At 68.4% G+C, this 25,016-nt stretch carries 19 protein-coding genes; 8 read left to right on the top strand and 11 right to left on the bottom strand.

What is annotated here, in order from left to right; translation table 11 throughout:
- Positions 1-369 precede the first annotated feature (369 nt).
- Positions 370-3,906: a pyruvate:ferredoxin (flavodoxin) oxidoreductase gene (gene nifJ / locus Q5923_RS02360; RefSeq protein ID WP_303131888.1), complete on the top strand. Its 3,537-nt coding sequence runs from the start codon at positions 370-372 to the stop codon at positions 3,904-3,906.
- A gap of 183 nt (positions 3,907-4,089) precedes the next feature.
- Here the strand turns inward: nifJ and Q5923_RS02355 are convergent, their stop codons facing one another.
- Entirely contained in the window at positions 4,090-6,243 is a 2,154-nt protein-coding gene (locus Q5923_RS02355) for an ATP-binding domain-containing protein (protein ID WP_303131887.1), read from the bottom strand.
- Positions 6,244-6,974: 731 nt separating this feature from the next.
- Here Q5923_RS02355 and Q5923_RS02350 point away from each other — a divergent pair.
- Positions 6,975-7,835 (top strand): HAD family hydrolase, encoded by an 861-nt coding sequence (locus Q5923_RS02350; protein WP_303131884.1) that lies wholly within the window; start codon positions 6,975-6,977, stop codon positions 7,833-7,835.
- A 34-nt stretch (positions 7,836-7,869) separates the two neighbouring features.
- On the opposite strand, the gene Q5923_RS02345 is transcribed toward Q5923_RS02350, so the two are convergent.
- Positions 7,870-9,069, bottom strand: coding sequence for an endonuclease/exonuclease/phosphatase family protein (locus Q5923_RS02345; RefSeq protein ID WP_303131882.1), 1,200 nt, complete (start codon positions 9,067-9,069; stop codon positions 7,870-7,872).
- A 244-nt stretch (positions 9,070-9,313) separates the two neighbouring features.
- On the opposite strand from Q5923_RS02345, the gene Q5923_RS02340 reads away from it, so the two are divergent.
- Positions 9,314-9,682, top strand: a complete 369-nt coding sequence (locus Q5923_RS02340) for a YegP family protein (protein WP_303131880.1) — start codon at positions 9,314-9,316, stop codon at positions 9,680-9,682.
- A 39-nt stretch (positions 9,683-9,721) separates the two neighbouring features.
- Here Q5923_RS02340 and Q5923_RS02335 read toward each other — a convergent pair whose 3' ends face one another.
- The 5 genes from Q5923_RS02335 to Q5923_RS02315 form a co-directional block, all read right to left on the bottom strand.
- Positions 9,722-9,991: a barstar family protein gene (locus Q5923_RS02335; protein ID WP_009279621.1), complete on the bottom strand. Its 270-nt coding sequence runs from the start codon at positions 9,989-9,991 to the stop codon at positions 9,722-9,724.
- Between the two features lie 27 nt (positions 9,992-10,018).
- A complete protein-coding gene (locus Q5923_RS02330; RefSeq protein WP_009279620.1) occupies positions 10,019-10,555 on the bottom strand; it encodes a ribonuclease domain-containing protein in 537 nt (178 codons plus the stop codon).
- 38 nt (positions 10,556-10,593) lie between these two features.
- Positions 10,594-11,064: an aminoacyl-tRNA hydrolase gene (pth2, locus tag Q5923_RS02325; RefSeq protein WP_009279619.1), complete on the bottom strand. Its 471-nt coding sequence runs from the start codon at positions 11,062-11,064 to the stop codon at positions 10,594-10,596.
- A 55-nt stretch (positions 11,065-11,119) separates the two neighbouring features.
- Positions 11,120-11,572 (bottom strand): MarR family winged helix-turn-helix transcriptional regulator, encoded by a 453-nt coding sequence (locus Q5923_RS02320; RefSeq protein ID WP_009279618.1) that lies wholly within the window; start codon positions 11,570-11,572, stop codon positions 11,120-11,122.
- Between the two features lie 94 nt (positions 11,573-11,666).
- A complete protein-coding gene (locus Q5923_RS02315) occupies positions 11,667-12,095 on the bottom strand; it encodes a peptidylprolyl isomerase (protein ID WP_009279617.1) in 429 nt (142 codons plus the stop codon).
- A 252-nt stretch (positions 12,096-12,347) separates the two neighbouring features.
- On the opposite strand from Q5923_RS02315, the gene Q5923_RS02310 reads away from it, so the two are divergent.
- Genes Q5923_RS02310 through murI form a run of 3 tightly spaced genes read left to right on the top strand, consistent with a single transcriptional unit; the run spans position 12,348 to position 16,593 of the window.
- Complete coding sequence (locus tag Q5923_RS02310) at positions 12,348-14,114, top strand: ABC transporter ATP-binding protein/permease (RefSeq protein ID WP_009279616.1); 1,767 nt, start codon at positions 12,348-12,350, stop codon at positions 14,112-14,114.
- A complete protein-coding gene (cydC, locus tag Q5923_RS02305) occupies positions 14,101-15,759 on the top strand; it encodes a thiol reductant ABC exporter subunit CydC (protein ID WP_009279615.1) in 1,659 nt (552 codons plus the stop codon). Before Q5923_RS02310 ends, cydC begins: the two co-directional genes overlap by 14 nt.
- Before the next feature lie 60 nt (positions 15,760-15,819).
- On the top strand, positions 15,820-16,593 hold the full coding sequence (gene murI, locus Q5923_RS02300) for a glutamate racemase (RefSeq protein WP_009279614.1): 774 nt from the start codon (positions 15,820-15,822) through the stop codon (positions 16,591-16,593).
- Positions 16,594-16,750: 157 nt separating this feature from the next.
- Here murI and Q5923_RS02295 read toward each other — a convergent pair whose 3' ends face one another.
- From Q5923_RS02295 to Q5923_RS02280, 4 genes are all read right to left on the bottom strand, one after another.
- Entirely contained in the window at positions 16,751-17,635 is an 885-nt protein-coding gene (locus Q5923_RS02295; RefSeq protein ID WP_303131872.1) for a DegV family protein, read from the bottom strand.
- A gap of 91 nt (positions 17,636-17,726) precedes the next feature.
- Entirely contained in the window at positions 17,727-18,452 is a 726-nt protein-coding gene (gene larD / locus Q5923_RS02290) for a D/L-lactic acid transporter LarD (protein WP_009279612.1), read from the bottom strand.
- Positions 18,453-18,616: 164 nt separating this feature from the next.
- Positions 18,617-19,621, bottom strand: coding sequence for a GGGtGRT protein (locus tag Q5923_RS02285; RefSeq protein ID WP_009279611.1), 1,005 nt, complete (start codon positions 19,619-19,621; stop codon positions 18,617-18,619).
- A gap of 18 nt (positions 19,622-19,639) precedes the next feature.
- Positions 19,640-20,332 (bottom strand): iron-sulfur cluster assembly scaffold protein, encoded by a 693-nt coding sequence (locus Q5923_RS02280; RefSeq protein ID WP_009279610.1) that lies wholly within the window; start codon positions 20,330-20,332, stop codon positions 19,640-19,642.
- 264 nt (positions 20,333-20,596) lie between these two features.
- Here Q5923_RS02280 and Q5923_RS02275 point away from each other — a divergent pair, with 264 nt between their 5' ends.
- Positions 20,597-21,496: a DMT family transporter gene (locus Q5923_RS02275; RefSeq protein WP_303131870.1), complete on the top strand. Its 900-nt coding sequence runs from the start codon at positions 20,597-20,599 to the stop codon at positions 21,494-21,496.
- 180 nt (positions 21,497-21,676) lie between these two features.
- Entirely contained in the window at positions 21,677-24,934 is a 3,258-nt protein-coding gene (locus Q5923_RS02270) for a DEAD/DEAH box helicase (protein ID WP_303131868.1), read from the top strand.
- The last annotated feature ends 82 nt before the right edge of the window (positions 24,935-25,016 follow it).

Below are 25,016 nucleotides of genomic sequence, written 5' to 3'. Positions count from 1 at the left end.
CACGCCGTACGAACGCGTCACGAGGGGAGGGGAGAGGATCCCCTCCCCCTTTTTGCGCGTGGTGTCCCCGATCGTATCGCGCACGAGCATAATCCCAGCTCATCCGGCCGGCGGCCGGATGAGGGGGCCATCCCTGCGTGCCATCGTCCGCCCTGGCGGCCCGAGGGGCCGCAATGCTCCCGGGGGCCTGACAAAGGAGGCTCCCGTGCCTGTCCGTTGCGCTATAGTGAGACGTGTCTGGGCCGTTGCCGCATGGAGAGGCGCGTGGCGGAGGTCCAAGCAGCGCTGGTCCCCGGGACCGAGGGTCCTGGGGCGTGATTCTGCAACAGCCACCGGTGTGGTGGACCGTATCGCTTCGAAGGAGAGGATATGGCAAGAAAATTCAAGTCCATGGACGGCAACGAGGCGGCAGCCTGGGTGTCTTACGCCTTCACCGAGGTCGCGGGCATCTACCCCATCACGCCGTCCAGCCCCATGGCCGACCATGTCGACCAGTGGGCGGCCAAGGGCCTGAAGAACGTCTTCGGCACGCCCGTGCGCGTCGTCGAGATGGAGTCCGAGGCCGGTGCCGCAGGCACCGTCCACGGCTCGCTGGGTGCTGGTGCCCTCACCACCACCTACACGGCCTCCCAGGGCCTGCTCCTCATGATTCCCAACATGTACAAGATTGCCGGCGAGGGCCTGCCCGGCGTCTTCCACGTGTCTGCGCGCACCGTCGCCTCCCACGCGCTGAACATCTTCGGCGACCACTCCGACGTCATGGCCTGCCGCCAGACCGGCTTCGCCATGCTGGCCGAGGGCAACGTCCAGGAGGTCATGGACCTCGCCCCCGTCGCCCACCTCGCCGCCATCGAGGGCAAGACGCCCTTCGTCAACTTCTTCGACGGCTTCCGCACCTCGCACGAGATCCAGAAGGTCGCCACCTGGGACTTCGAGGACCTCAAGGACATGCTCGACATGGACGCGGTCCAGGCCTTCCGCGACCACGCCCTGAACCCCGAGCACCCGCACGTCCGCGGCGCGCACGAGAACGGCGACATCTTCTTCCAGCACCGCGAGGCCTGCAACGCCACCTATGACGCGCTTCCCGCCGTCGTCGAGTCCTACATGGACAAGATCAACGAGAAGCTCGGCACCAGCTACCACCTCTTCGACTACTACGGCGCCGAGGACGCCGACCGCGTCGTGGTCTGCATGGGCTCCTTCTGCGACACCCTCGAGGAGGCCATCGACTACCTCAACGCGCACGGCGAGAAGGTCGGCCTGGTCAAGGTCCGTCTGTACCGTCCCTGGTCCATCGAGCACTTCGTCAAGGCGCTCCCCAAGAGCGTCAAGAAGATCGCCGTCCTCGACCGCACCAAGGAGCCCGGCTCCATCGGCGAGCCCCTGTACCAGGACGTCGTCACCGCCCTCTACGAGGCCGGCATGAGCGACCTCACCGTCGTGGGCGGTCGCTACGGCCTGGGCTCCAAGGACACCACCCCCGCAGACGCGTTCGCGGTGTACACCGAGCTCAAGAAGGACGAGCCCAAGCGCGAGTTCACCATCGGCATCGTCGACGACCTCACCAACCTCTCGCTCCCGCGCGAGGAGGACACCCCCAACACCGCGGCCCCCGGCACCATCGAGTGCAAGTTCTGGGGCCTCGGCGGCGACGGCACGGTCGGCGCGAACAAGAACTCGATCAAGATCATCGGCGACCACACCGACAAGTACGTCCAGGCATACTTCCAGTACGACTCCAAGAAGACCGGCGGCGTGACCGTCAGCCACCTGCGCTTCGGTGACTCTCCCATCCGCTCGCCCTACTACGTGACCAAGGCCGACTTCGTGGCCTGCCACAACCCCTCCTACATCACCAAGGGCTTCAAGATGGTGCGCGACGTCAAGCCCGGCGGCACCTTCCTGATCAACTGCCAGTGGGACCTCGAGGAGCTCTCGCAGCACCTCAACGCCGAGGCCAAGCGCTACATCGTGAAGAACGACATCCAGGTCTACACGATCGACGCCATCGACCTCGCCATCGAGGTCGGCATGGGCAAGCGCACCAACACCATCCTCCAGTCCGCGTTCTTCGCGCTGGCCAAGGTCCTGCCCGCCGAGGACGCCCTGAAGTACATGAAGGACGCTGCCACCAAGTCCTACTCCAAGAAGGGTGAGGCCGTCGTCGCCGCCAACCACAAGGCCATCGACGCCGGCGCCACCGCCTTCAAGAAGCTCGAGATCCCCGCTGACTGGGCGACCGCGACCGACGAGCACGTCGAGCTGTCCCTCGAGGGCCGCGAGGCCATCGTCAAGCAGGTCAAGGAGCTCCTCGGCCCCATCAACCTGATGGACGGCGACTCCCTGCCCGTCTCGGCCTTCAAGGACAACCCCGACGGACAGTGGGAGCTCGGCGCCTCCGCGTACGAGAAGCGCGGGACCGCCGTCATGGTCCCCCACTGGGACGAGTCCAAGTGCATCCAGTGCAACCAGTGCGGCTACGTGTGCCCCCACGCCACCATCCGTCCCGTCGCCCTTGACGCCGACGAGGTCGCGGCCGCGCCCGAGAACATGCGCATGCTCGACGTCACCATGCCCAAGGATAGTGGCCTGAAGTTCGCCATCGTCGTCTCCCCGCTGGACTGCATGGGCTGCACCAACTGCGTCAAGGTTTGCCCCAAGGACGCCCTCACCATGGTTCCCCAGGAGAGCGAGTCCGACCAGGCGCAGGTCTGGGACTACGCGGTCAACCACGTCACCGAGAAGAAGGAGCTCCAGGGCAACAACGTCAAGGGCTCCCAGTTCCACAAGCCCCTGCTGGAGTTCTCTGGCTCCTGCGCCGGCTGCGCCGAGACCTCCTACGCGCGTCTCGTGACCCAGCTCTTCGGTGATCGCATGTTCATCTCCAACGCCACCGGTTGCTCCTCCATCTGGGGCAACCCCGCGGCCACCTCGCCCTTCACGGTCAACGCCGAGGGCCATGGCCCCGCGTGGAACAACTCCCTCTTCGAGGACAACGCCGAGCATGGCCTGGGCCTCTACGTGGGCTACATGGCCGAGCAGGCCAAGCTCGAGGCCATGACCTCCGAGCTCATCGCCGCCGACGGCGTCTCCGAGGAGCTCAAGGCTGCCGGCCAGGCGTGGGTCGACTCCAAGATGGACACCGACGAGTCCAAGGCCGCCGCGGCCAAGTACGTCGAGGAGCTCGAGAAGAACGGCTCCGAGGGTGCCAAGGCGATCCTGGCCGACAAGTCCTACCTCACCAAGAAGTCCTTCTGGATCTTCGGCGGCGACGGTTGGGCCTACGACATCGGCTTCGGTGGGCTCGACCACGTCCTTGCCTCCGGCAACAACGTGAACGTCTTCGTCTTTGACACCGAGGTCTACTCCAACACCGGCGGGCAGGCCTCCAAGGCCTCCAACCTGGGCCAGGTCGCCCAGTTCGCGGCGGCGGGCAAGGAGACCAAGAAGAAGTCCCTTGCCGAGATCGCGATGTCCTACGGCTACGTCTACGTGGCCCAGGTCGCCATGGGCGCCAACCCCATGCAGATCCTGAAGGCCATCCAGGAGGCCGAGGCCTACGACGGCCCCTCCCTCATCATCGGCTACAGCCCCTGCGAGATGCACTCCATCAAGAAGGGTGGCATGACCAACTGCCAGAACGAGATGAAGAAGGCAGTCGACTGCGGCTACTGGAACCTCTTCCGCTTCAACCCCGACGCCCCCGCCGGCAAGAAGTTCGTCCTGGACTCCAAGGAGCCCAAGGGCGGCTATCAGGACTTCCTGATGAACGAGGCCCGCTACGCCCGCCTGACGACCGAGTTCCCCGAGCGCGCGGCGGAGCTCTTCGCGCGCAACGAGGCGGCGGCCATGGATCGCTACCAGCACCTGCTCAAGCTCAAGGCGATGTACGCCGAGTCCTAGCGCAGCCTGCCTGACGGCATCCGCCAGCTAGCCGAGGGGCCGGGGGAGAGATCCTCCGGCCCCTTCCTTGTGCGAAGGTCGTACTGGCCCCACGTCCCGATGGCAGGGACTTGTGTGCCACGAGGGAAGACGGCCGGCGCGTAGGTCGCGCCGGCCGTCTGGCCGTTCCTCGGGAGCTCGGCCCTACGCGTCGAGCAGCGGGGTCATGGGGCCCTGGCTGAGCACGACCACGCGATGCATGGCGCGGCTGATCGCCGTGTAGAGCCTCCTGCGAGAGATCTCGTCGCCCGGGTAGGCCTCCGCCTGGGCGTCGGGCACGATGACCTCGTCGAACTCGAGGCCCTTGGCGAGTCTCAGGTCCAGGAGCACCACGCCTTCCTTGGGGAGCTCGTCTCCCTTGCCAAGGTATGTCACGGAGTCGCCCAGCTGGCGCGAGAGCCAGTTGGCACGGGCCTTGTCCTGCGCCACGACGGCACAGAGGCCCTCCCGGCCTCGCGCCTCCTCGACCTGCGCCCGCAGCTCGGCCAGGTACGCGTCCGCGTCCTGGGGACAGGCGCGGATGAGGGGCGCGACGCCCGGCCTCCTCACGGAGCTCAGGGTCACGCGCTCCTCCTCGTCGAGGAGGCCGCAGAAGAGCTCGGTGATCTCGGGGGAGGAGCGGTAGCTCGTGAGCAGGCGGCACTGGGCCACCGTGCCGTGCGTCTCCTCGAAGATGGAGCGGATGGCCTCGAAGCTCGCGCTGCCCTCGCGGATGGCCTGGTGACGGTCTCCCAAAAGGAGGAAGTGGGCACGGCCGAAGTAGCGTGCGAGGAGCATGAGCTGCGCCTCGCTGTAGTCCTGCACCTCGTCCACCATCACGTAGCGCGCGTCCTGCGCCCCGTCCCCGGTGAGCGCGAGCTTGAGGTAGAGCCATTCGACGGCGCTCAGGGCCTGCCTGCCGGTGACGCGCATGCCTATGCGGTCCAGACGCAGCCAGGAGCAGGAGTCCACGTCGGAGAAGGCGGGCGAGAAGAGCTCGCGGGCATAGCGGCGGGCGCAGGCCACGGTCTCGTCCTCGTCGGCGGGGGCGACGAGCTCCCCGAAGATGCGCATTTGCTCGTCCACGTCGAGGGAGAGCATCTGTTCCTGCAGCTCCTCGTTGTGGGCAAGCTGCGACATCCGACGCTCGACCTTCTGGTGCAGGTCCTCCTTCACGAGCGCGAAGAGGCGGGGGCCCATGCCGAGCCTGCCCACGTGCTCCTCGACGGACTTGCGGATCTGTGCGGCGGACACCAGTCGCACGTCGCCCACGCGGACGCCGCGGAAGTCGTCGTCCTCGAGGGCGATGGAGGCGACCGACCGCCCGAGCTCCCTGAGTGCGGAGGCGTCCACGCCCTCGCCTCCCGAGCGCTGGTCGAGCCCCTGCCCCGCGAGGAAGGACTTCCAGGTGAGGGTGTGCGGGTTGGACTCGCCCAGGCTGGGCAGGACGGTGTCGATGTAGCGGGCGAAGACGTCGTTGGGGGAGAAGAGGTAGACCTGGTCCGGCCTGAGGCTCTCGCGCTCCTGGTAGAAGAGGTAGGCGATGCGCTGGAGGAGCACCGAGGTCTTGCCCGACCCTGCGATGCCGTCCACCAGGAGGGCTGGGACGTCCTCGTGGCGCACCACCTGGTTCTGCTCGCGCTGGATGGTTGCCGTGATGGCCTGGAGCTTCTCGGAGTGGTGGCGCCTGAGCGCCCCGAGCAGGAGGGCGTCCTGGATCGCCACGCTGGTGTCGAAGTAGGACCTGAGACGGTCCTGCACGACGTCGAACTGTCGGCGCAGCTCGAGGTTCACCGTCTTCGTGCGTCCGTCCACCTCGTAGCTCGTGGGGCCGACCTCCTGGTTGTAGTAGGTTTGGGCGACGGGGCTGCGCCAGTCCACGATGAGGGGGACCTGTCGCTCGTCCGTGATGCCCACGGTCCCGATGTACACGTCGCGGGCGGGCCGCCCCGGCCTCATCTGGAGCCGCACCTTGGCGAAGTAGGGTTGCCGCAGGAGCAGGAGGGTGCGCCGCAGGCGGTCGAGCGTGAAGTCGTGATGCTGGTTGTAGGTGTCAATGACGCTGTTCAGGGTCTCGATGGCGGCCAGGGTCTCCATGGTCTCGTCGTCGCTGTTGAAGTTGAGCCTGACTTCCTCGCTCATGTCGCGCAGGTCCTGGGCAGCATACTCGTGCGTGGTCTCGAGCTCCCTCTGCACCGCGTCATGGATGTCCCGCAGGCGCTCGTGCGTCCTCTTGAGGTGGTCCTGCTCCTCGAGGAAGACGGGGTCGTCCTGATGGGTCGCGGTCGCGTCTGCGGCCGAGGTCATGGGCTCTGGCATGGCATCCCTCCGTTGCCGTGGCTCCGGGGAGTCCGGCTGTTCCAATGGGGCGCTCGGCCCCGACTCAGGGGATAGATTGTACCCGCCGCGGGGCGCCTGCTTGCAGCTTTGGCCGCCCCGCCGCCCCTGGCCGCCGTCTCCCTCGCCAGCGCCCCCAAAGCCACCGTTCGCGGAAATGACCAGAAAAACGCATACAATTCCCGAATCTGGGGTACGATTGCATCAACACAGGAAGCCGATACGAGCCATCGGCCAACCGAGGGGGTGATGCCAGTGGACAGGGAAGAGCCGATATCAGGGCGTCCCACAGCTGGCGTCGCGAGCCCCGTCTTCTTCTAGAGGCCATAGCAAGCAGGGCCTAGTAGGCGATACGAGCATCGCAGAATCCAAGGGACAGTCGGAAGTGCCGACCCAGCTGCGCAGGAGTCGGAGCGCCACCCGATGAGGCGCTGTGCTTCAGTCGCATCTGTCCTCGATCAAACAGCAACCTCAGCTAGGGCGTGTGACAAGTTATCGCATCTGTCGCAGGACACCCAGGTTCTGGGGTGTGAGCCAAGGAGGGGAGTCCAAAGGGCTCTTAGGGTGCCCGAAGGGGCGCGGCAAGAAGGCGTTTGCCAGCACGGTGGCAAAAGGCACGTGGTACGGCATGCTCCAGGGGCGGGTGGCCAAGACGGCACCCGCCCTTCATTGCGTTAGGATGGGAAGAGCGTCCCCGTCACAGGAAGGCCCACATGATCCGCCTCGCGCTCACCGACCTCGACGACACCCTCATCGCCTTCGGGCGGCCGCGCGCGAGCGACCGCGCCCTCACCGCGATTCACGGGATGCTCGACGCAGGGCTCCACTTCGGGCCCGTGAGCGGGAGGCTCCCTGCCGCCATGGGCTGGATGTTCGGGGGCGACGAGACGTGCTGCGCCACTGGCGCCTACTGCAACGGGCAGATGGTCTACCTGGACGGCGAGCCCATAAGCGTCACGAGCCTGGACGGGGGCGAGCTCGACCGCGTCGCGGCGTGGCTCACCCAGAACACGGACGACACCGTGCTCGCGGTCTTCGACGTTCAGGGGGGAAGCGGCGTCGACGGCGACGCCCTCTGCGTGACCACCGACGCGCAGAGGCTTGGACGCATGGGGGACGAGTTCGGCTGCGCGGGCATCGTGCCACGCCTCGGTGCCTCGAGCTACGTGAAGTCCAACATCCGCTGCGGGGGTAGCCCCGAGCGTCGCCTCGAGCTGCGCGACGCCCTCAAGGGGGAGTTTCCCGCCTTCGACTTCGTGTTTCCCAGCAACTGGGCGCCCCTCATCGACATCACGCCCAAGGGCTGGACCAAGGGCTCGGGCGTCCGCGTGCTGGCGGATGCGCTGGGGATAGGCCTCGACGAGGTGGCCACCTTCGGTGACTCCGAGAACGACCTGGGAATGATCGCGGGCTTCCCCAACTCGGTCGCGGTGGCGAACGCCAGCGACGAGGTGAGGGAGGCCGCCCGCTGGCACATAGGGCCGAGCTCCGAGGACAGCGTCGCCGACGCGCTCGCGGACATCGCCGTGGCGGCGGGCGAGGGCGGCATGCCCCGCTTCATGGCCGGCGCGTGAGGGCGGGTCTCCTCTCCCGGCCGGCGTGCCTCTCCTACGAGGCGTTGCCCAGCGAGAAGCGCAGCGCCACGGGGTTGTGGTCGCTCGTGGCGAAGCCCGTGTCCACGTTGGTCGCCGTGGCGCTCACGTTGTCAGAGACGATGAAGCCGTCCACCGTGGTCTGGTAGCTGACGCCGGGCTGGTAGGGGATGTCGTCCCCGCGACAGCTGGCGACCTCCTCCAGGTTCTGTGCGCGCACGACCGAGAAGCCCTGGGGCAGGTCCCCGTCGTCCATGACGGCAACCCAGTCGGGCACCTGCTGCCGGCTGGGGTACAGCTCGAGCGAGCCGCAGAGGGCATGGTTCCAGTCCCCGCCCGCAATCACGTAGTTGCCGCGGGCGCGCTCGGAGGACAGGACGTCGCCCAGCATGGCGAGTTGGCGCGCGCGGCTGCCCCCTCCCGCGTCGTAGGCGGACATGTGGCTGTTGACCAGCACGAGCTCGTGTCCGTCGGCAACGGGGATGCGCAGCATGGCGAAGCAGCGGTCGAGGTCGAAGAACTTCGTGGGGAAGCTCTCGTCCACCGGGTAGCTCCTGCGCGTGGCCGAGGTCACGTTCGCGTCCGAGAGCGTCAGGAGGCCCGAGCTGACGCGTCCGTGCGGGGCCGTGATGGGCCAGGCAAGGAAGCCGGAGTGGAAGTTCGAGGCGAAGACGGACTGGTACCCGGCAAAGGCCCCCTCGAACGCCTTGACCTGATTGACATGATGGCTGCGGTCGGAGTCGACGTCGACCTCCTGCAGGAGAACGAAGTCCGGGCCCTCGCCCCCGAAGGCGTCCCTCAGGCTCGAGACGTCGCCCTGGGTGCAGGCCTCCACCGACTCGCGGCTCGTCGCGACCGAGCTCGTGCCCCGGGTGGGCGTCCCGTCGGCCATGCGGCCCTCGTCCATGAAGAAGGTGTAGTCGGGGGTGTAGGCGCCGAAGCCGATGTTGTAGGTCGCTGCCGTGTACTCCCTCCCCGGCTCGAGCTGGCGCGCCGCGTCCTCGGCGCCTGCCTTCCCGGTCTGGACCAGCTCGTCGTCGGGGATGCGCGCGTAGTGGCTCTCGAGGTAGATGGCATAGCCCCCGACGACGGTGGCCGCGACGACGGCGAGGGCCAAGATGGTGCGGAGGAGCGTCAGGAGGGCCCGTGCCACGCCATGCCGCCCCCGTCCGTCCTCCCGCTTGCGGGTGTGCTGTCTCCGACTGTGCTTGGACATGCCCCGCCCCTTCTCCGGGGCCGTGCCTCGCGCACGGCCGATTTCACAACGGTATATGACGCCGCGTCACGGCAGAAGGATGCTTTCGACGAGCGCGCCTGGATTGGCGCTTCGTGTGGCACCCGGGCCTACCGTTGCGCGGCCTAGGCGTCCGCCTGCGGAGATATGCGCAAAAACGCGCATCCCGCGTCTAATATCGAATCAGGTGGATAAGTGACTCCGCCACGAGAGAAGGGGGGCACGCATGGGACAGTATGTCATGGTCGAGAAGGAAGGGCTCTACCAGTTCAACCTCTGCGACAGCAACGGGCATGTGGTCCTCGCGTCCACGGTGTATCCCTCGCGCGAGGAGTGCCTTGCCGGGATGGACTCGACGAGGGCCCTTGCGGTGGGCGCTCCCGTGCAGGATGGCACGGTCCACGGCTTCGGTCGCGTCGCCGCGCCAAAGTGCCGCATCCACCAGCAGCTCGATGGCAAGTACTACTTCGTCTTGGTGGACGACGCGGGAGACGCGCTCGGGCGCTCGCACGCGTATCCGAAGAAGGAGAGCCTGCTCAGGCGCATAGAGCGCATGAGGAAGGAGAGCTCGTCTCCCCTGGCGCTCGAGGAGTAGGGGAGGCCCGCCGCCCGATGGCGCGCCGGGCATGCCAGGCTATGCGTGGATGACGACCTCGAGGGTGGGGTTCTGGATGCCGGAGCGCTCGATGACGGCTCGTGCGCGATCGAACCACGAACCGTCGCCGCGCCTTGACCCGTCCTGCTCCAAGGTGATGCGCGTGGGAGCGGCGAGCTCCTCCAGGCAGTCGGCCAGGGCGGAGAGGTTGCCCCCGTAGTAGGTGGGGAAGCCCAGCTCTCGGGCGAGGAGCGCGTGGAGCTCCTCGGGCCCGCCCAACGCGCTCTCGCGCAGCTCGACCTTCTTCACGCGTGCCTCCCGTCCGGCTGGACCCCGCTAGTACAGCCGCTCGAAGCTCTTATAGTGGTCGCCGGTGTAGTAGACGAGCCCGTCGTTGGAGAAGACGATCCTCTCGCCTCCACGGAAGCCGCCGGTGTAGTTGACGTCGCACTCGGTCCAGCTGTGCCCGCGCTTGTCCGGGAGCTGCCCGTCGTCGTTGTGGTAGCGGCTCCCGCCGATGGACATGCCGGGACAGACCTCGTCCAGGTTGCCCTTGGAGCTGTCCCAGCCCGCCTCGCGTGCCTTGGTCTTGCTGACGAAGTTGGCGGGCAGGTGGCCGAACTCGTGGACGTAGGCGGCCAGCTCGTCCTTGGAGGTGTAGCGCCCGTCCTCCCTGACGCCCTCGGAGGGCGCGTCGTCCTGCAGGGCGGTTCCCTGGGTGCCGGAGGTGGGGGAGCCTGCCTGGGCCGCACCCTCCTGCGGCGTGCCCTGGCCCGCGTTGCCGCCGGATCCGCCCGCAAGCGCCACCACGATGGCCACGAGCAGGGCGATGATGGCGCTGGTGACGCGTGCGACCTGCTTCTTCCCGAACATCCGTCCTCCTGCCGTCTTGGTGCCGTGGATCCGTTGCCCTAGTAGAGCGGCAGCTCTCCCGTGATGGGGTCGACCTGGTCGGCATGGAGGGGCTCGAAGGCGAGGCAGGTGTAGGTGGGCTCCCCGTGGAACTCCGTGAGGCCGGCGTCTCGCACCAGGGCGACGGCGAGGCCCCGCTCGCGCCCCTCGTCCGCGATGCGCAGGAGCTCCTCCTCTGAGTCGACGTAGACGCAGACCTTGGCCACTCCCGCCGCGAACCAGTCGGAGAGCGGGGTGGGCTCGCGCGCGCCCTCCTCGAGGTAGACCCAGCCCTCGTCGGGCGTGGCGCGCAGCTCGTCGAGCCTTCCCTCGCGCACGAGGGCCATGAGGGTCGCCTCGACACAGGCGTGCCCTGCCTGGGCCGCGATCTTGCCCTTGCGCATCTTGAGGTCGCGCCTCATGACGATCATCTGCTTCGACTTGTACGCCATCGCGTCACTTCCGTCCTCGTCCGCGTCGCGCGGACGCATGGCTGCGCCCCCCGCCATCACCGGTGGCAGGGGGCGCGGGGTGTGCGGCATCGCCCTACATGGGCCCCATGGGGAACTGCTCCTCGGCCAGCTTGGCCACGTCCTCCATGGCTCGGGCGATGTCGTTGGCGCGCTCGACGCCTAGGAACTTGACGACCTCGTCCACGAGGTCCAGGCCCACCTTGTACTCCTTTTCGAAGGCGTGGACGTTGTCCTTGTTCAGGTGCACGAAGACGCGCCTGCGGTCGACCTTGCTGTGCTCGCGGGTGATGATGCCCTTCTCCTCGAGCTGGTTCAGGTTGCGGTTGACCTGGGACTTGCGGATCTTGGTCCGCTGCGCGATCTGGGTGGGCGTGATGGGGATGCTGGGGTCCCTCTGGTCTTGCAGGTAGAGCGCGTAGCAGACCATCATCTCGTTGCGGGTGAGCCCGGCGGAGATGCTGACGTTGTCTATGGTGGTCGCGAGGTGGAGCCAGGCGTGAAGCAGGGGTTCGCTGGTGGTGTTCATCTTCGGTCCTTTGGACGTCGTGGCATTTCTGCAACGTCCCGGCCCATTTCCTTTCCCGAGTGCCATTCGGTCGGGGGAGGGGGTGACGTAGTGGCTACTCGCTGACCTCGAGCAGTTCGATCCTGAAGTTCAGGGCCTTTCCGGCCATCTCGTGGTTCATATCGAAGGTCACGTGACCCTCGTCCTTGGCGGCGACCACGGCCTGGAAGGGCTGGCCGGAGGGGGAGCTGAGCATGACGTGCGCCCCGACCTCGAGCTCCTCCGCACCGGGGATCTGCGCCAGGGGGATGGTCTGGACGAGCTCGTCCCTGCGGGGGCCATACGCCTCGTCGGGCTCGAGCCTGACGTCGACGACGTCACCCACGGACATGTCGCGCACCGCGAGGTCGAAGCCCTTGATCATCTGGCCGGCCATGCAGGTGAAGGCGAGCGGCTCGCCCCTGTCGTGGGAGGAGTCGAACTTGCTGCCGTCGTCGAGGGTGCCTGTGTAGTGCACCCTCACCTTCTTGCCTTCGTTGCCCATGTCGCCTACCTCTCCTCTCGCGTGGTCAGTCGCAAGACTTTCGAGCTGATTTCGTTTTCCTTGGGTAGCTGGACCCATATGGCCTCTACCTGCGACATTTTAATGATGGACACTTTAGCAAATTGTGCGGGAAGTGTCAGTCCCGCGGCGAGCGGGTATCATTTGCAGCTGAGTGACGAAGCTAACTTTTTGCCGCGGGGCGCGTCGCCCGCCCGCGGCCGCGCCGCTGCGGCGCAGGGAGGGTGTTGCCGGATGTTGGACAGGCGTCTCTTGGACCTGGTGCCTGGGGCCCTGCGCCACGTGCTCCTCGCCGTGGGGCTCAAGTGGGTCTCACTTGCCTGCGACGTGGTGCTGGTGTGGGCGCTGGCGCCCGTGCTGGCGGGGCTCGTGGGGGCTTCCACCCAGGGGTTCGTCCCCGCCTTGGCAGTGGGGCTTCTCTCCTGCGCCGTCAAGGCGGTGGCGACGCGGCTCGAGGCCGACCAGTGCTTCGAGGCCTCCTCGGACGTGAGGCGCGTGCTGAGGCAGCGCATCTTCGAGAAGCTCCTCAGGGTCGGTCCCGGCTACACGCGCGACGTTCCCACGGCGGAGCTGGTGCAGCTCTCGGTCGAGGGCACGGAGCAGCTCGAGACCTACTTCGGCAGCTACCTGCCCCAGCTCCTCTACTCGGTGCTGGCGCCGCTGACCCTCTTCCTCGTCCTCAGGGGGACCTCGCTGGCGGCGTCCCTCGTGCTCCTGGCGTGCGTGCCCCTGATTCCCGTGGCCATCGTCCTGGTGCAGAAGGTCGCCAAGCGCATCCTGGCGAGCTACTGGGACGAGTACGCGACCCTGGGTGACTCCTTCCTCGAGAACCTCCAGGGCCTCACCACCCTCAAGATCTACCAGGCGGACGCGGCCCGGCACGAGGCCATGAACGAGGAGTCCGAGCGCTTCCGCGTCGTCACGATGAAGGTCCTGCGCATGCAGCTCAACTCGATCATCGTGATGGACGTCGTGGCCCTGGGCGGGGCCGCGGCGGGCATGGCGGTGGCGCTCTGGCAGCTCGCGGAGGGTGGGGTCGACCTCGCGGGCTGCATCTCCGTCGTGCTCCTCTCCGCCGACTTCTTCCTGCCCATGCGCATGCTGGGCTCGTACTTCCACGTGGCCATGAACGGGATGGCGGCGGCGGACAAGATCTTTCGGGTCCTCGACCTCCCCGAGGGCGATGGGGAGGGGGGCGAGAGGATCGTCCCCGGCGACCACCTGTCCGTCTCGCACCTGAGCTTCTCCTATCCCGGCGGCCAGGAGGTGCTGCACGAGGTGAGCCTGGACGTGCCTGCCGTGGGCGTCACGGCGCTGGTGGGCGAGTCGGGCTCGGGCAAGTCCACCGTGGCGGCGCTCCTCGCGGGCAGGGAGTCGGGCTGGGAGGGCCAGCTGCTGTTGGGGGGCAAGCCCCTCGAGGGCTTCTCCCGCGCCGACCTCGCCCGCTACGTGACCACCGTTCCCAGCGCGGCCCACCTCTTCCGCGGCAGCGTGCGCGAGAACCTCCTCATGGCCAGGCCCGACGCGAGCGACGGGGAGCTCTGGGACGCCCTGGGCTCGGTCTCGCTCGCAGGCTACCTCAGGACGCAGCAGGGGCTCGACACGGTCGTGGAGCAGGAGGGGCAGAACCTCTCGGGCGGGCAGAGGCAGCGGCTCGCCCTGGCCCGGGCACTCCTGCACGAGTCGTCCGTGCTCGTGCTGGACGAGGCCACGAGCAACGTGGACGTGGAGAGCGAGGACGCGATCATGGCGGCGGTGCGCGAGGTCGCGCGCTACAAGGCGGTCGTGCTCATCTCGCACAGGCTTGCCAACGTGGTCGACGCGCCCAGGGTCTACGTGCTGGAGAAGGGTCGCGTGGTGGGCTCGGGAAGCCACGAGGAGCTGCTCCGGGGCTGCGAGGCCTACGGGAGGCTCTGGGGGAGCCAGAGGGAGCTCGAGGGCTACGCCGGGGCGGGCGCCCCGGCCGAGGTCGAGGGGACTGGTGCGGATGAGGACGAGTAGGTTCCGGGTCACGGGGAGGATGCTGGCGCTCACTCGTCCTCTCGCCGGCGTGATGGTCGTGGCGGTGGCATGCGGGGTTGCGGGCTTCTGCTGCGCCACCTTCCTTCCTACCCTCGCGGCCTGGGCAGCCGTCTCCGTCGCTCGCGGCAGCCTGGGGGCGGAGGGCCTGCCTGCGGTGTTCTGCGCCCTCGCCGCCTTGGCGGTCCTGCGCGGGGTGCTCCACTACGCCGAGCAGAGCTGCAACCACTACATCGCCTTCCGCCTCCTCGCGCACGTCCGCGACCTCGTCTTCGGGAAGCTCAGGGAGCTTGCGCCGGCCCGCCTCGCGGGGAGCGACCGTGGCGACCTCGTCTCGACCCTCACTGCGGACGTGGAGCTGCTCGAGGTCTTCTTCGCCCATACCGTGTCGCCCGTGTGCATCGCGGCCGTGATGTCGGGCATCATGGTCGCCTTCCTCGGCCGTTATGACCTGCGCCTGGGCATGGTCGCCCTCGTGGGGTACCTGGTGGTGGGCCTGGCGCTCCCGTTGCTCGCCTCGCGCGCCTCGGGTGGCCTGGGTCGTGAGCTCCGCGACCGGGCAGGTGGCCTTTCGGGCCTCGTCCTGGACGGGCTCAGGGGTCTCGCCGAGCTGCTCCAGTTCGACGCTGGTGAGCGCTACCTGGAACGGCTCGGGGAGGACTCCCTCGCCCTGAGCGGGCTGCAGCGCAGGATGTCCGGCCTGGGAGGGATGGGGTCGGCCGTCGCCGGGGCCTGCATCACCCTCCTCTCGCTGGCCGAGCTTGCCCTGGCGGCGCATCTCGTCGTCTCGGGGAGCCTCGACGGGGCGTCCGCGGCCGTCTGTGTGGTCGCCTTCCTTGGGTCCTTCGGCCCCGTCGTCGCGCTGGCGCGCCTGGGCACCGGCCTGCAGGCCACGCTCGCCGCGGGCAGTCGCGTCCTTGACCTCCTGGACGAGGAGCCCCAGGTCGAGGAGGTCACCGATGGCGCGCAGGTAGGCTTCGATGGTGCGGAGCTGAGGGGCGTGAGCTTCTCCTACGAGGGCGAGAGGGTCCTGAGCGACGTGTCGCTCGAGCTTCCGCGGGGGAGCGTCGTGGGCGTCGTGGGCAAGAGCGGGTCCGGCAAGTCGACCCTCTGCCGTCTGCTCATGCGCTTCTGGGATCCCGACCGCGGCAGCATACTGGTGTCTGGGGAGAGGATCGACTCCCTGGACACCGGCTGCCTGCGCTCGCTCGAGGCCCTGGTGGAGCAGGACACCCAGCTCTTCCACGACAGCATCCGGGACAACCTGCTCATAGCCCGTCCCGACGCGACCCAGGAGGAGCTCGAGGAGGCCTGCCGCGCGGCGTCCGTCCACGACTTCGTCACGAGCCTGCCCCAGGGCTACGACAGCATGGTGGGCGAGCTGGGGGACACGCTCTCGGGCGGAGAGAGGCAGCGCCTGGGCCTGGCCCGGGCCTTCCTGCACGACGCCCCCCTCCTGATCTTGGACGAGCCCACGAGCAATCTGGACTCCCTCAACGAGGGCACCATCCTGCGCAGCCTCGACCGACAGCGCGGCAAGAGGACGGTGCTCCTGGTGAGCCACCGCGCCAGCACCATGTCGCTGGCCGACGCGAGCTTCTCCATGGACGACGGGCGCGTAAGCTAGGGTGGGCACGCGGCCCCGTCATGGCAGGACGGGTCGGCGGGGCCCCGGAAGGGAGGGCGCATGGCGTCCGTCGATGGCTTCATAGGCGTCTTCGACTCCGGCGTGGGCGGGATCAGCGTCCTGCGCGAGCTCGTGGGCCTCCTGCCGCACGAGGACTTCGTGTTCTTCGGCGACTCCGCGCACAACCCCTACGGCGAGAGGGGCGTGGACGAGCTCAGGGAGCTCTCTGGGGGCATCGTGGACTCCTTCCTGACAGAGGGCGCGAAGGCGGTGGTCATCGCCTGCAACACCGCCACCAGCGCGGCCGCCGCCCAACTTCGGCTCGAGCACCCCAGCCTGCCCATCGTGGGGGTGGAGCCCGCGCTCAAGCCCGCCACCGAGCACGACCCACACGACCGCATCCTCGTCATGGCCACCCCGGTAACCCTGAGGCTCGACAAGTTCCACCGCCTCGCTCGCGAGTTCGGCTCGGGCTCCGAGGTCATCGCCGTCCCCTGCGTGGGGCTCGCGCATCGCATCGAGCAGGGCGACCTGGATGCCCCCGACCTGCTCGAGCTCATCGAAGGCCTGGTGGGGGAGTATGCCGGTGCGGTGGACTCCGTGGTCCTGGGCTGCACCCACTACCCCTTCGTCGCCCGCCAGATCCGTCAGGTGCTGGGTGACGTGCCCCTCTTCGACGGCGGCGCGGGGACCGCGCGCAGGCTGCGCTCGCTTCTGTCCGAGGCCTCGCTTCTCTCGCCCTCGAAGGGGAAGGGCAGGGTGGAGCTCCGCTCGAGCCTGAGGGGGCCGGGCGTCCTGGAGCGCTACGAGGAGTTCTTCCGCATGAAGGCCTAGCCCCCCGCGCGAACGGGGACAGAAGCTCCTGTTGAAGTCTGGTCGTCTGGTCGGCCATCCCCCAACCTAGCCTCCGCGTGAACGGGGCCGGAAGGACGCTCGCGAGCCCGCCATTGACGGGCCGGCGGTCGTGGTGCCGCGGAAAAGAGGTGCCCGGCTAGGCGCGGGGCTTGCCCCAGAAGAAGAGGGCGACGGTGCCCGGGCCGGTGTGGCAGCTGATGGTGGCTCCTATGTCGAAGTGGAGCACCCTGCCGTCCATTTGGGGGAACTCAGCCTCGATGCGGTCCGAGACGGTCCTGGCGTCGTCCAGGCAGGCGGAGTTGCTGATGAAGACGCGCTTGTCGTAGCCGTCACCACCCTGCGCGAGCTCGTGCATGAGCTGCACCACGCGCCTCTGCGCCCGGCCCTTGGTGCGTATCTTCTCCACCACCGCGAGCGAGCCGTCCGCCTCCACGTCCATGACGGGGCAGATCTTGAGCAGGCCACCCACGAGTCCCGCCGCCTTGGAGATGCGCCCGCCCCTGATGAAGAAGGTCAGGTCGGACGAGAAGAACCAGTGCTGGACCTCGAGGCGGTGCTCCAGGGCCCAGGCGGCGAGCTCCTCGATTCCCATGCCGCCCTCGCGGAGTTCCGCGAGGCGGTTCATGAGCAGTCCGTATCCTGCCGAGGCGGCAAGGGAGTCGACGACCACGAGCCTGCGCTCGGGGAACTCGGACGCGAGCTGGTCGCGGGCGGCACAGGCGGAGCCATAGGTGCCCGATATCCCGGACGAGAGGGTCAGGTGCAGCACGTCCCTCCCCGCCTCGAGGAAGGGACGCCAGAACTCGATGTAGTCGCCGACGGAGACCTGCGAGGTGGTCACGTCCGCGCCGGAGAGCATCCGCTCGAAGAGCTCGGCGGGGGCGTGCGTGCGACCGAAGTCGTCCTTGCACCAGACGCCGTCGACCTGGTAGTTGAAGTACACGCACTCGATGTCGCGCGCGTGGAGGAAGTCCTCCGTCACGTCGGCGGTCGAGCAGCAGCTCAGTACGTAGTCATGCATCGCATCCTCCTGATGGGACGTGGCCGTGGCTTGGTCTGGTGCTTGCCCGTGCGGGCGAGAGGCGCCTTCCCCGGCGCCTTCGGACTCCTCGCTAGAAGACGCCCAGGAAGCCGTGGACGAAGAGGGCTGCGGCGACGGCACCCACGAAGGGGGCGATGCCCGGGACGAGAAGCCCGTAGCGCCAGTTGTTGTCCACCTTCCCCTTGATGGGGAGGAGCTGGTAGGCGAGGCGGGGACCCAGGTCGCGAGCCTGGTTCATGGCAAAGCCCGTGATGCCGCCCATGCCCATGCCCACGGCCCAGACGATGAGGCCCACGGCGATGGCGAGCATGATCACGTTCTCTCCCGCGCGGCTGGCGGCAGCGAGGATGGCGCTGATGAAGACGAAGGTGCAGAGCGCCTCGCAGGCGAAGTCGCGCGGGAGGTTCTGGATCACGGGGTTGGTGGAGAAGATGTTGCGCTGCGCCGTGGCGTCGATGACGCCCTCGGAGGCACGGAAGTCGTCCGCGTACATGAACCAGGCGACGACGGCCCCCAGGAAGGCTCCGAGCATCTGGGCGACGACGTAGGGCACGAACATCCCCCAGGGGACCAGCCCCAGGATGCACTGGGCGAGGGTCATGGCGGGGTTCATGCAGACCGAGCCGCCGAAGACGAAGAGGCAGACCGAGATGCCGAAGGACCAGGTGGTGATGGCGAACATGTGCCCCGATCCCTGGTACTTGGTGCCTTTGAGCACGGTGTCGCAGTGCACGCCGACGCCGAAGACGATCATGAGGGCCGTGCTCGCGAGCTCTGCCAGGACTGCGTGGGGCATGGGGGCCTCCTTGTGTCGGCCATCTGGGCTTGGGCTCCCACCATCTTAGCAGGCCCCGAGCCTCGTCCCGCCCGCCCCGGCGCATCCGGCCGGACGGGCATGGAGAAGGGGCCGCCGCCCGAAGGCGACGGCCCCTGGTCGGAGCCTGTGGTCGGGGAGGGCGCCTACTTGGCGAGGGCCTCCTCGACCGCGACGGCGCAGGCCACGGTGCAGCCTACCATCGGGTTGTTGCCCATGCCGATGAGGCCCATCATGTCCACGTGCGCGGGGACGGAGGAGGAGCCGGCGAACTGGGCGCTGGAGTGCATGCGGCCCATGGTGTCGGTCATGCCGTAGGAGGCGGGGCCGGCGGCCATGTTGTCCGGGTGCAGGGTGCGGCCGGTGCCGCCGCCGGAGGCCACGGAGAAGTACTTCTTGCCCGCGAGCGTGCGCTCCTTGAAGTAGGTGCCCGCGACGGGGTGCTGGAAGCGCGTGGGGTTGGTGGAGTTGCCGGTGATGGAGATGTCGACGTTCTCGTGCCACATGATGGCGACGCCCTCGCGGACGTCGTCGGCGCCGTAGCAGTTGACCTTGGCGCGCGGGCCGTCGGAGTAGGGGATGGTCTCGACGACCTTGAGCTCGCCGGTGAAGTAGTCGAACTGGGTCTTCACGTAGGTGAAGCCGTTGATGCGGGCGATGATCTGGGCGGCGTCCTTGCCGAGGCCGTTCAGGATGACGCGCAGGGGCTTCTTGCGGGCCTTGTTGGCGTTGTTGGCGATGCCGATGGCGCCTTCGGCGGCGGCGAAGGACTCGTGGCCGGCCAGGAAGGCGAAGCACTCGGTGTCCTCGCCCAGGAGCATGGCGCCGAGGTTGCCGTGGCCCAGGCCGACCTTGCGGTCCTCGGCGACGGAGCCGGGGACGCAGAAGGCCTGCAGGCCCTCGCCGATGGCCGCGGCGGCCTCAGAGGCGGTCTTGCAGCCCTTCTTCACGGCGATAGCGCAGCCCAGGGTGTAGGCCCACTTGGCGTTCTCGAACGCGATGGACTGGATGCCCGTGGTGATGTCATACGGGTTAAAGCCGAGGTCGGTGCAGATCTTTAGGGCCTCGTCGAGGTCGGCGATGCCATACTGCTCACAGGCCTTGGTGATCTTGTCGATGCGGCGCTCGTAGCCTTCGAACGTAACTGCCACTATGCTCAGCTCCTCTCTCTACTCTTCGCGGGGGTCGATGACCTTGGCCGGGCTGTCCCACTGGCCGTAGCGGCCGATGGCGTCGTCGACGGCCTGCTTGGGGTCGACGCCCTTCTTGATGGCGTCGGTGAACTTGCCGAGGTTGAGGTACTCGAAGCCGATGATCTCGTCCTTCTCGTTGAGGGCGAGGTGGGTCACGTAGCCCTGGGCGAGCTCGAGGTAGCGGGCGCCCTTGGCCTTGGTGCCGTAGGTGGTGCCCACCATGGAGCGCAGGCCCTTGCCGAGGTCGTCGAGGCCGGCGCCGACGGGCAGGCCGCCCTCGGAGAACGCGGTCTGGCTGCGGCCGTAGACGATCTGCAGGAAGAGCTCGCGCATGGCGACGTTGATGGCGTCGCAGACGAGGTCGGTGTTCAGGGCCTCGAGGATGGTCTTGCCGGGGAGGATCTCGGCGGCCATGGCGGCGGAGTGGGTCATGCCCGAGCAGCCGATGGTCTCGACGAGCGCCTCCTCGATGACGCCCTCCTTGACGTTGAGGCTCAGCTTGCAGGCACCCTGCTGGGGTGCGCACCAGCCGATGCCGTGCGTGTAGCCGGAGATGTCCTTGATCTCCTTGGCCTGGACCCACTTGCCCTCCTCGGGGATGGGTGCAGGACCGTGGTACGCGCCCTTGGCGACGGGGCACATCCCTTCCACTTCTGCGGAATACTGCATGATTCTCCTCTCCACCACGTATGGCGCCCTGGTTCCCTTCCCCTGGCGCCCCTCTCCGGTGAATCTGGCGTCGCATGTGCCAGACAGGTCCATTTTAGGGCAAGGGTGGGCCTCCATGCGCGCCAATGCATGGGACGCTGTCCCCGGGAGAGAGAGGGCCCCCGGCGCGGGCTCGGCGTGGGCTGCGGGTTGCGCACGCGGGGCGGGAGGCGTGCGCCGGGTGTCCGTCCCGCCGTGGCGGCGCGAGTCCGTATAATCCCAGCCATGAGAGACTCGTCGAACATCCCCGCCTGGGCGCTCGAGCTGGCCCTGGTCGTCACCACCATCATCTGGGGCGGCGCCTTCGTCGTGCTCAAGGGCGCGCTCGACGCCGTGAGCCCCGGCTGGCTGCTCGCCGCCCGCTTCTTCCTGGCGGGGGCGATCCTCGCCGCCGTCTTCTGGAGGCGCCTGCGCGACAACCTCGACGGTAGCCACCTCGTCGCCGGCCTCATGGTGGGCCTGCCCGAGGGTCTCGCCTTCCTGATACAGAACGTCGGCCTCACCGACACGACCCCTGGCAGGAACGCCCTTCTCACCGCCACCTACTGCGTGATGGTCCCCTTCGTCGACTGGCTGGTCCAGAGGCGGCGTCCCGGCGCGAACAACCTGGTCGCCGCCTTCATGTGCCTGGTGGGGGTGGGTCTCGTCTCGCTTCGGGGGGACCTCTCGCCCTGGCTTTCCGGGGGAGACTGGCTCACCCTCCTCTCGGCGCTCTTCTTCGCGCTCAACATCGTCGCGGTGGGCCGCTACGGCAGCGCCCACGACAGCGTGACCCTCACCATCGTCATGTTCTTCGCGAGCTCGGCGGTGAGCCTCGCCTACGCGCTCGCCCGCGAGCCCCTGCCGCACGCGCTCGACCTGGGGGTCGACTTCTGGCTGCAGCTCGCCTATCTGGTCGTCCTGGCCTCGGTCGTGGCGCTCCTCATACAGAACGTCGCCCAGAAGAAGGTGGACCCCTCGCGCGCCGCCCTGCTCCTCTCGCTCGAGAGCGTCTTCGCCATGCTCTTTAGCGTGCTCCTCTACGGCGAGCCCCTCACGCCCCAGCTGGCGCTGGGCTTCGCGCTGGTCTTCTCCGCCGTGCTGGTGAGCGAGCTCGCCGGCGGCAGGGGCAAGGGGCGCGCGTAGGCGGAGGCGGTGCGCCCCCTGTGGCGTCTCGTCGGGTCCCGTTCCCGTAGTTATCCCGTTCCCGTAGTTATGGTGGGCTTTGGCCTCGCCTGCCCGCCTGGCGCCCTCCGATGGGCTACGCTGGTTCGCTACCGTTCGCCCGTCCGGCGGCGCGGCGAGCGCAACCCGTGAGGAGGCCCCGTGATTTCCGAGATCGCCCTGAGCCGTGCCTGCAGGCCCGCCATCCTTGGCAGGGGCCGTATCATCGCGCATCGCCCGGGGTCCATCGGCCGGAGGTCCTGCGACTATGACGGGGCCCTCACCAGGCTGTCGGGCAGGGTTGCGTCGTCGTCGGGCTACGCCGACCACTACGACGCGCGCATCGCCTTCGACGAGGCGGCCGACCGCGTCGCCTCCTACTCCTGCACCTGCCCCGCCTCGGACCGCTACCCCGGCCCCTGCAAGCACAGCATCGCCCTCGCCCTCGACTACAACGCCAGCCCCGAGTCGTACGAGGGTCACAGCCGCACCATGCACGCCAGCACCTCGTCCGTCCTGGGCGAGCTCCTCGACCGCAGCGAGGCGGCGCGCCACGTGGTGGTGGGCGGCCAGACGCCGGAGCGCCCGGGCGGCGTCCGAGTCCTGCCCACGCTGGTGCGCGACCGCGACCTCTTCCTGCGCCTTCGCATAGGGGGCTCGCATGGCTCCTACGTGGTGCGGAGCATCTCGGGCCTGGTCCAGGCCGTGCAGGGGGAGGAGTTCTTCGAGTACGGCAAGAGGCTCGCCTTCGTGCACGAGCAGCGCATGTTCGACCTGCCCTCCCGCGAGCTCCTGCGCTTCCTCTCGCGTGCGGTGCAGAACCGGAGGGCCTTCTCGTCGGAGCGCCTTGGCGGCAGGGTCTTCGGCGTGTCGGGCGCCTCGGGATCGTCTGCGGGGCGGGAGCTCAGGCTGTCCGGCCCGGAGGCCGACGAGCTCCTCGAGCTCATGCTGGGGAGCGAGCTGGAGCTCGAGAGCGTGCCCGCCCTGGCCCGCAGGCCAGCGTCGACCCGGCGCGTCGTGGTGCGCGACGGGGAGCCCCGCCTGCGCTTGGCCGTACGCCCCGCCGGCGACGACTCCTACGAGCTTGAGCGCCAGGGGTCGGCGGAGTTCTTCTCCACCGACGAGCACCTCTATGCCGTGGAGGGGGACACCCTCTGGCGCTGCCCGGCCCGCCTCGAGCGCGTGGCGCCCTTCCTCACCGGGGTCTTCGGGAGCCCGCTTCCCCAGCTGCTCCTCTCCGCCGCCGACGCACCGCGCTTCGCGGCGAACCTCCTGCCCAAGCTCGAGCGAGCCATGGACGTGGAGCTGCCCGAGTCACTGGACGAGCTGCGACCGCTGCCCTGCCAGGTCGAGTTCTACCTCGACTACGACAGGGAGGGCGTGAGCTGCGACGTCCAGGCGGCCTATGGCGAGCGCCGCCACCACGTGCTCGCCTACGAGCTGGGGTCCGTCGTGGAGCCTGGGCGTGACCTCGAGGCCGAGGCCGGCGCCCGTCAGCTTGCCCTGCGCTACCTGTCGGGGCGCAAGGGGGAGGGGCTCGCCCGCATACCCGCCCGCTCCGATGATGCCATTGCCCGCCTGCTCTTCTCGGGCCTCGCGGAGTTCGCCGCGATGGGCCGGGTGCTCACGACGCCCGAGTTCGACCGCCTGGCGAGCGACGCCAGGCCCCGGGTGCGCCTGGGCCTCTCCGTGAGGTCCAACCTCATCGACCTCAGCGTGTCCGCCGACGACCTGCCGCTCTCGGAGCTCCATGCCCTGCTCGGGAGCTACCGCCGACGCAAGCGCTTCCACCGCCTCAGGGACGGTTCCTTCGTTGACCTCTCGGGCCTCGACCTGGACGAGGCGGAGCGCCTCGCCGACGAGCTCGGGCTTGGCTCGCGGGAGCTTGCCAGCGGGCATGCCCGGATCCCCTCCTACAAGCTCGCCCTCCTCGACACCCTGGTCTCGGACGACGAGAAGGACGAGTCGTTCAGGGAGTTCCTGCGCGACTTCCGCTCGCACGACCCGGCGGACTACGAGCCGCCCGCGTCGCTCGCCGGCCTGCTCAGGCCCTATCAGGCCGAGGGCTTCGGCTGGCTGAGCGCCCTCTGCGACATGGGCTTCGGCGGGATCCTCGCCGACGAGATGGGACTGGGCAAGTCCCTGCAGCTCATCTCGCTCCTGCTCGCCCGCCGCGGCAGGGGCCTCACCCTGATCGTGTGCCCGGCCTCCCTGGTCTACAACTGGCAGGCCGAGTTCGAGAAGTTCGCCCCGCAGTTGGACGTGGCGGTGGTCGCGGGCACGGCGGCGGAGCGAGACCGCGTCCGCAGGGAGCCGGGCCACGAGGTGCTCGTCACCTCCTACGACCTCTTGCGGCGGGACGTGGAGGCCTGGATGGCCATGCCGCTGTGGTGCGAGGTGCTGGACGAGGCGCAGTACGTCAAGAACCACGAGACTCTCGCCGCCCGCGCGGTCAAGGCGCTCGACGCGCGCCACCGCTTCGCCCTCACCGGCACGCCCATAGAGAACCGGCTCTCGGAGCTCTGGAGCATCTTCGACTTCCTGATGCCGGGGCTCCTGGGCTCCTATGACCGCTTCCGCGACCGCTACGAGCAGCCCATCGTGGAGGGTGACGAGGAGGTCGCCCAGAGGCTGCGCGCCGCCGTGGGCCCCTTCGTGCTCCGCCGCCTCAAGCGAGAGGTCCTGCACGACCTGCCCGAGAAGCTCGAGCAGGTGGTCTACGCCCGGATGGAGGGGGAGCAGCGGAGCCTCTACTCCGCCAGCGAGCAGGCGCTGTGCCTCTCGCTCACCAGGCAGAGCGACGACGGCTTCGACTCGGGCAAGCTCCAGGTCCTGGCGGAGCTCACCCGCCTGAGGCAGATCTGCTGCGACCCGCGCCTCCTATTCGAGGACTACGACGGCCCCTCCTGCAAGCTGGACGCGGTGCTCGAGCTGGTGCAGAGCGCCGTGGACTCGGGGTCCAAGATGCTCGTCTTCTCGCAGTTCACGAGCTATCTCGCCCTCATCGCGCACGAGCTGGACGAACGTGGGCACCCCTACTACACCATCACGGGGGCGACGCCCAAGAAGAGGCGCCTCGAGCTGGTGAACGTCTTCAACGAGGACCAGACGCCGGTGTTCCTGATCTCGCTCAAGGCGGGCGGCACGGGCCTCAACCTGACCGGTGCCTCCATCGTGGTGCACGCCGACCCCTGGTGGAACGCCGCCGCCCAGGACCAGGCGACCGACCGTGCCCACCGCATAGGCCAGACCCGCGACGTCATGGTCTACAAGGTCATCGTGCGCGACAGCATCGAGGACCGCATCCTGGCCCTCCAGGAGGCGAAGAGCGACCTTGCGGAGCAGGTCGTGGGCTCGGGGGAGGGCATGAGCCTCGCCTCGCTCAGGCGAGAGGATCTGCTCGCCCTGCTCGGGGACTAGGCCTCGGGCGCGGGCGACCGTGCGTTGTTCGTCCGCGCCGCGACCACGTCGATCGCGTGCGTCTTGCTCCCGACTACGTCCA

It is taken from the genome of uncultured Olsenella sp., assembly GCF_959602185.1.
Classification (GTDB): domain Bacteria; phylum Actinomycetota; class Coriobacteriia; order Coriobacteriales; family Atopobiaceae; genus Olsenella_I; species Olsenella_I phocaeensis.
This window is presented reverse-complemented; position numbering and strand designations above follow the sequence as displayed.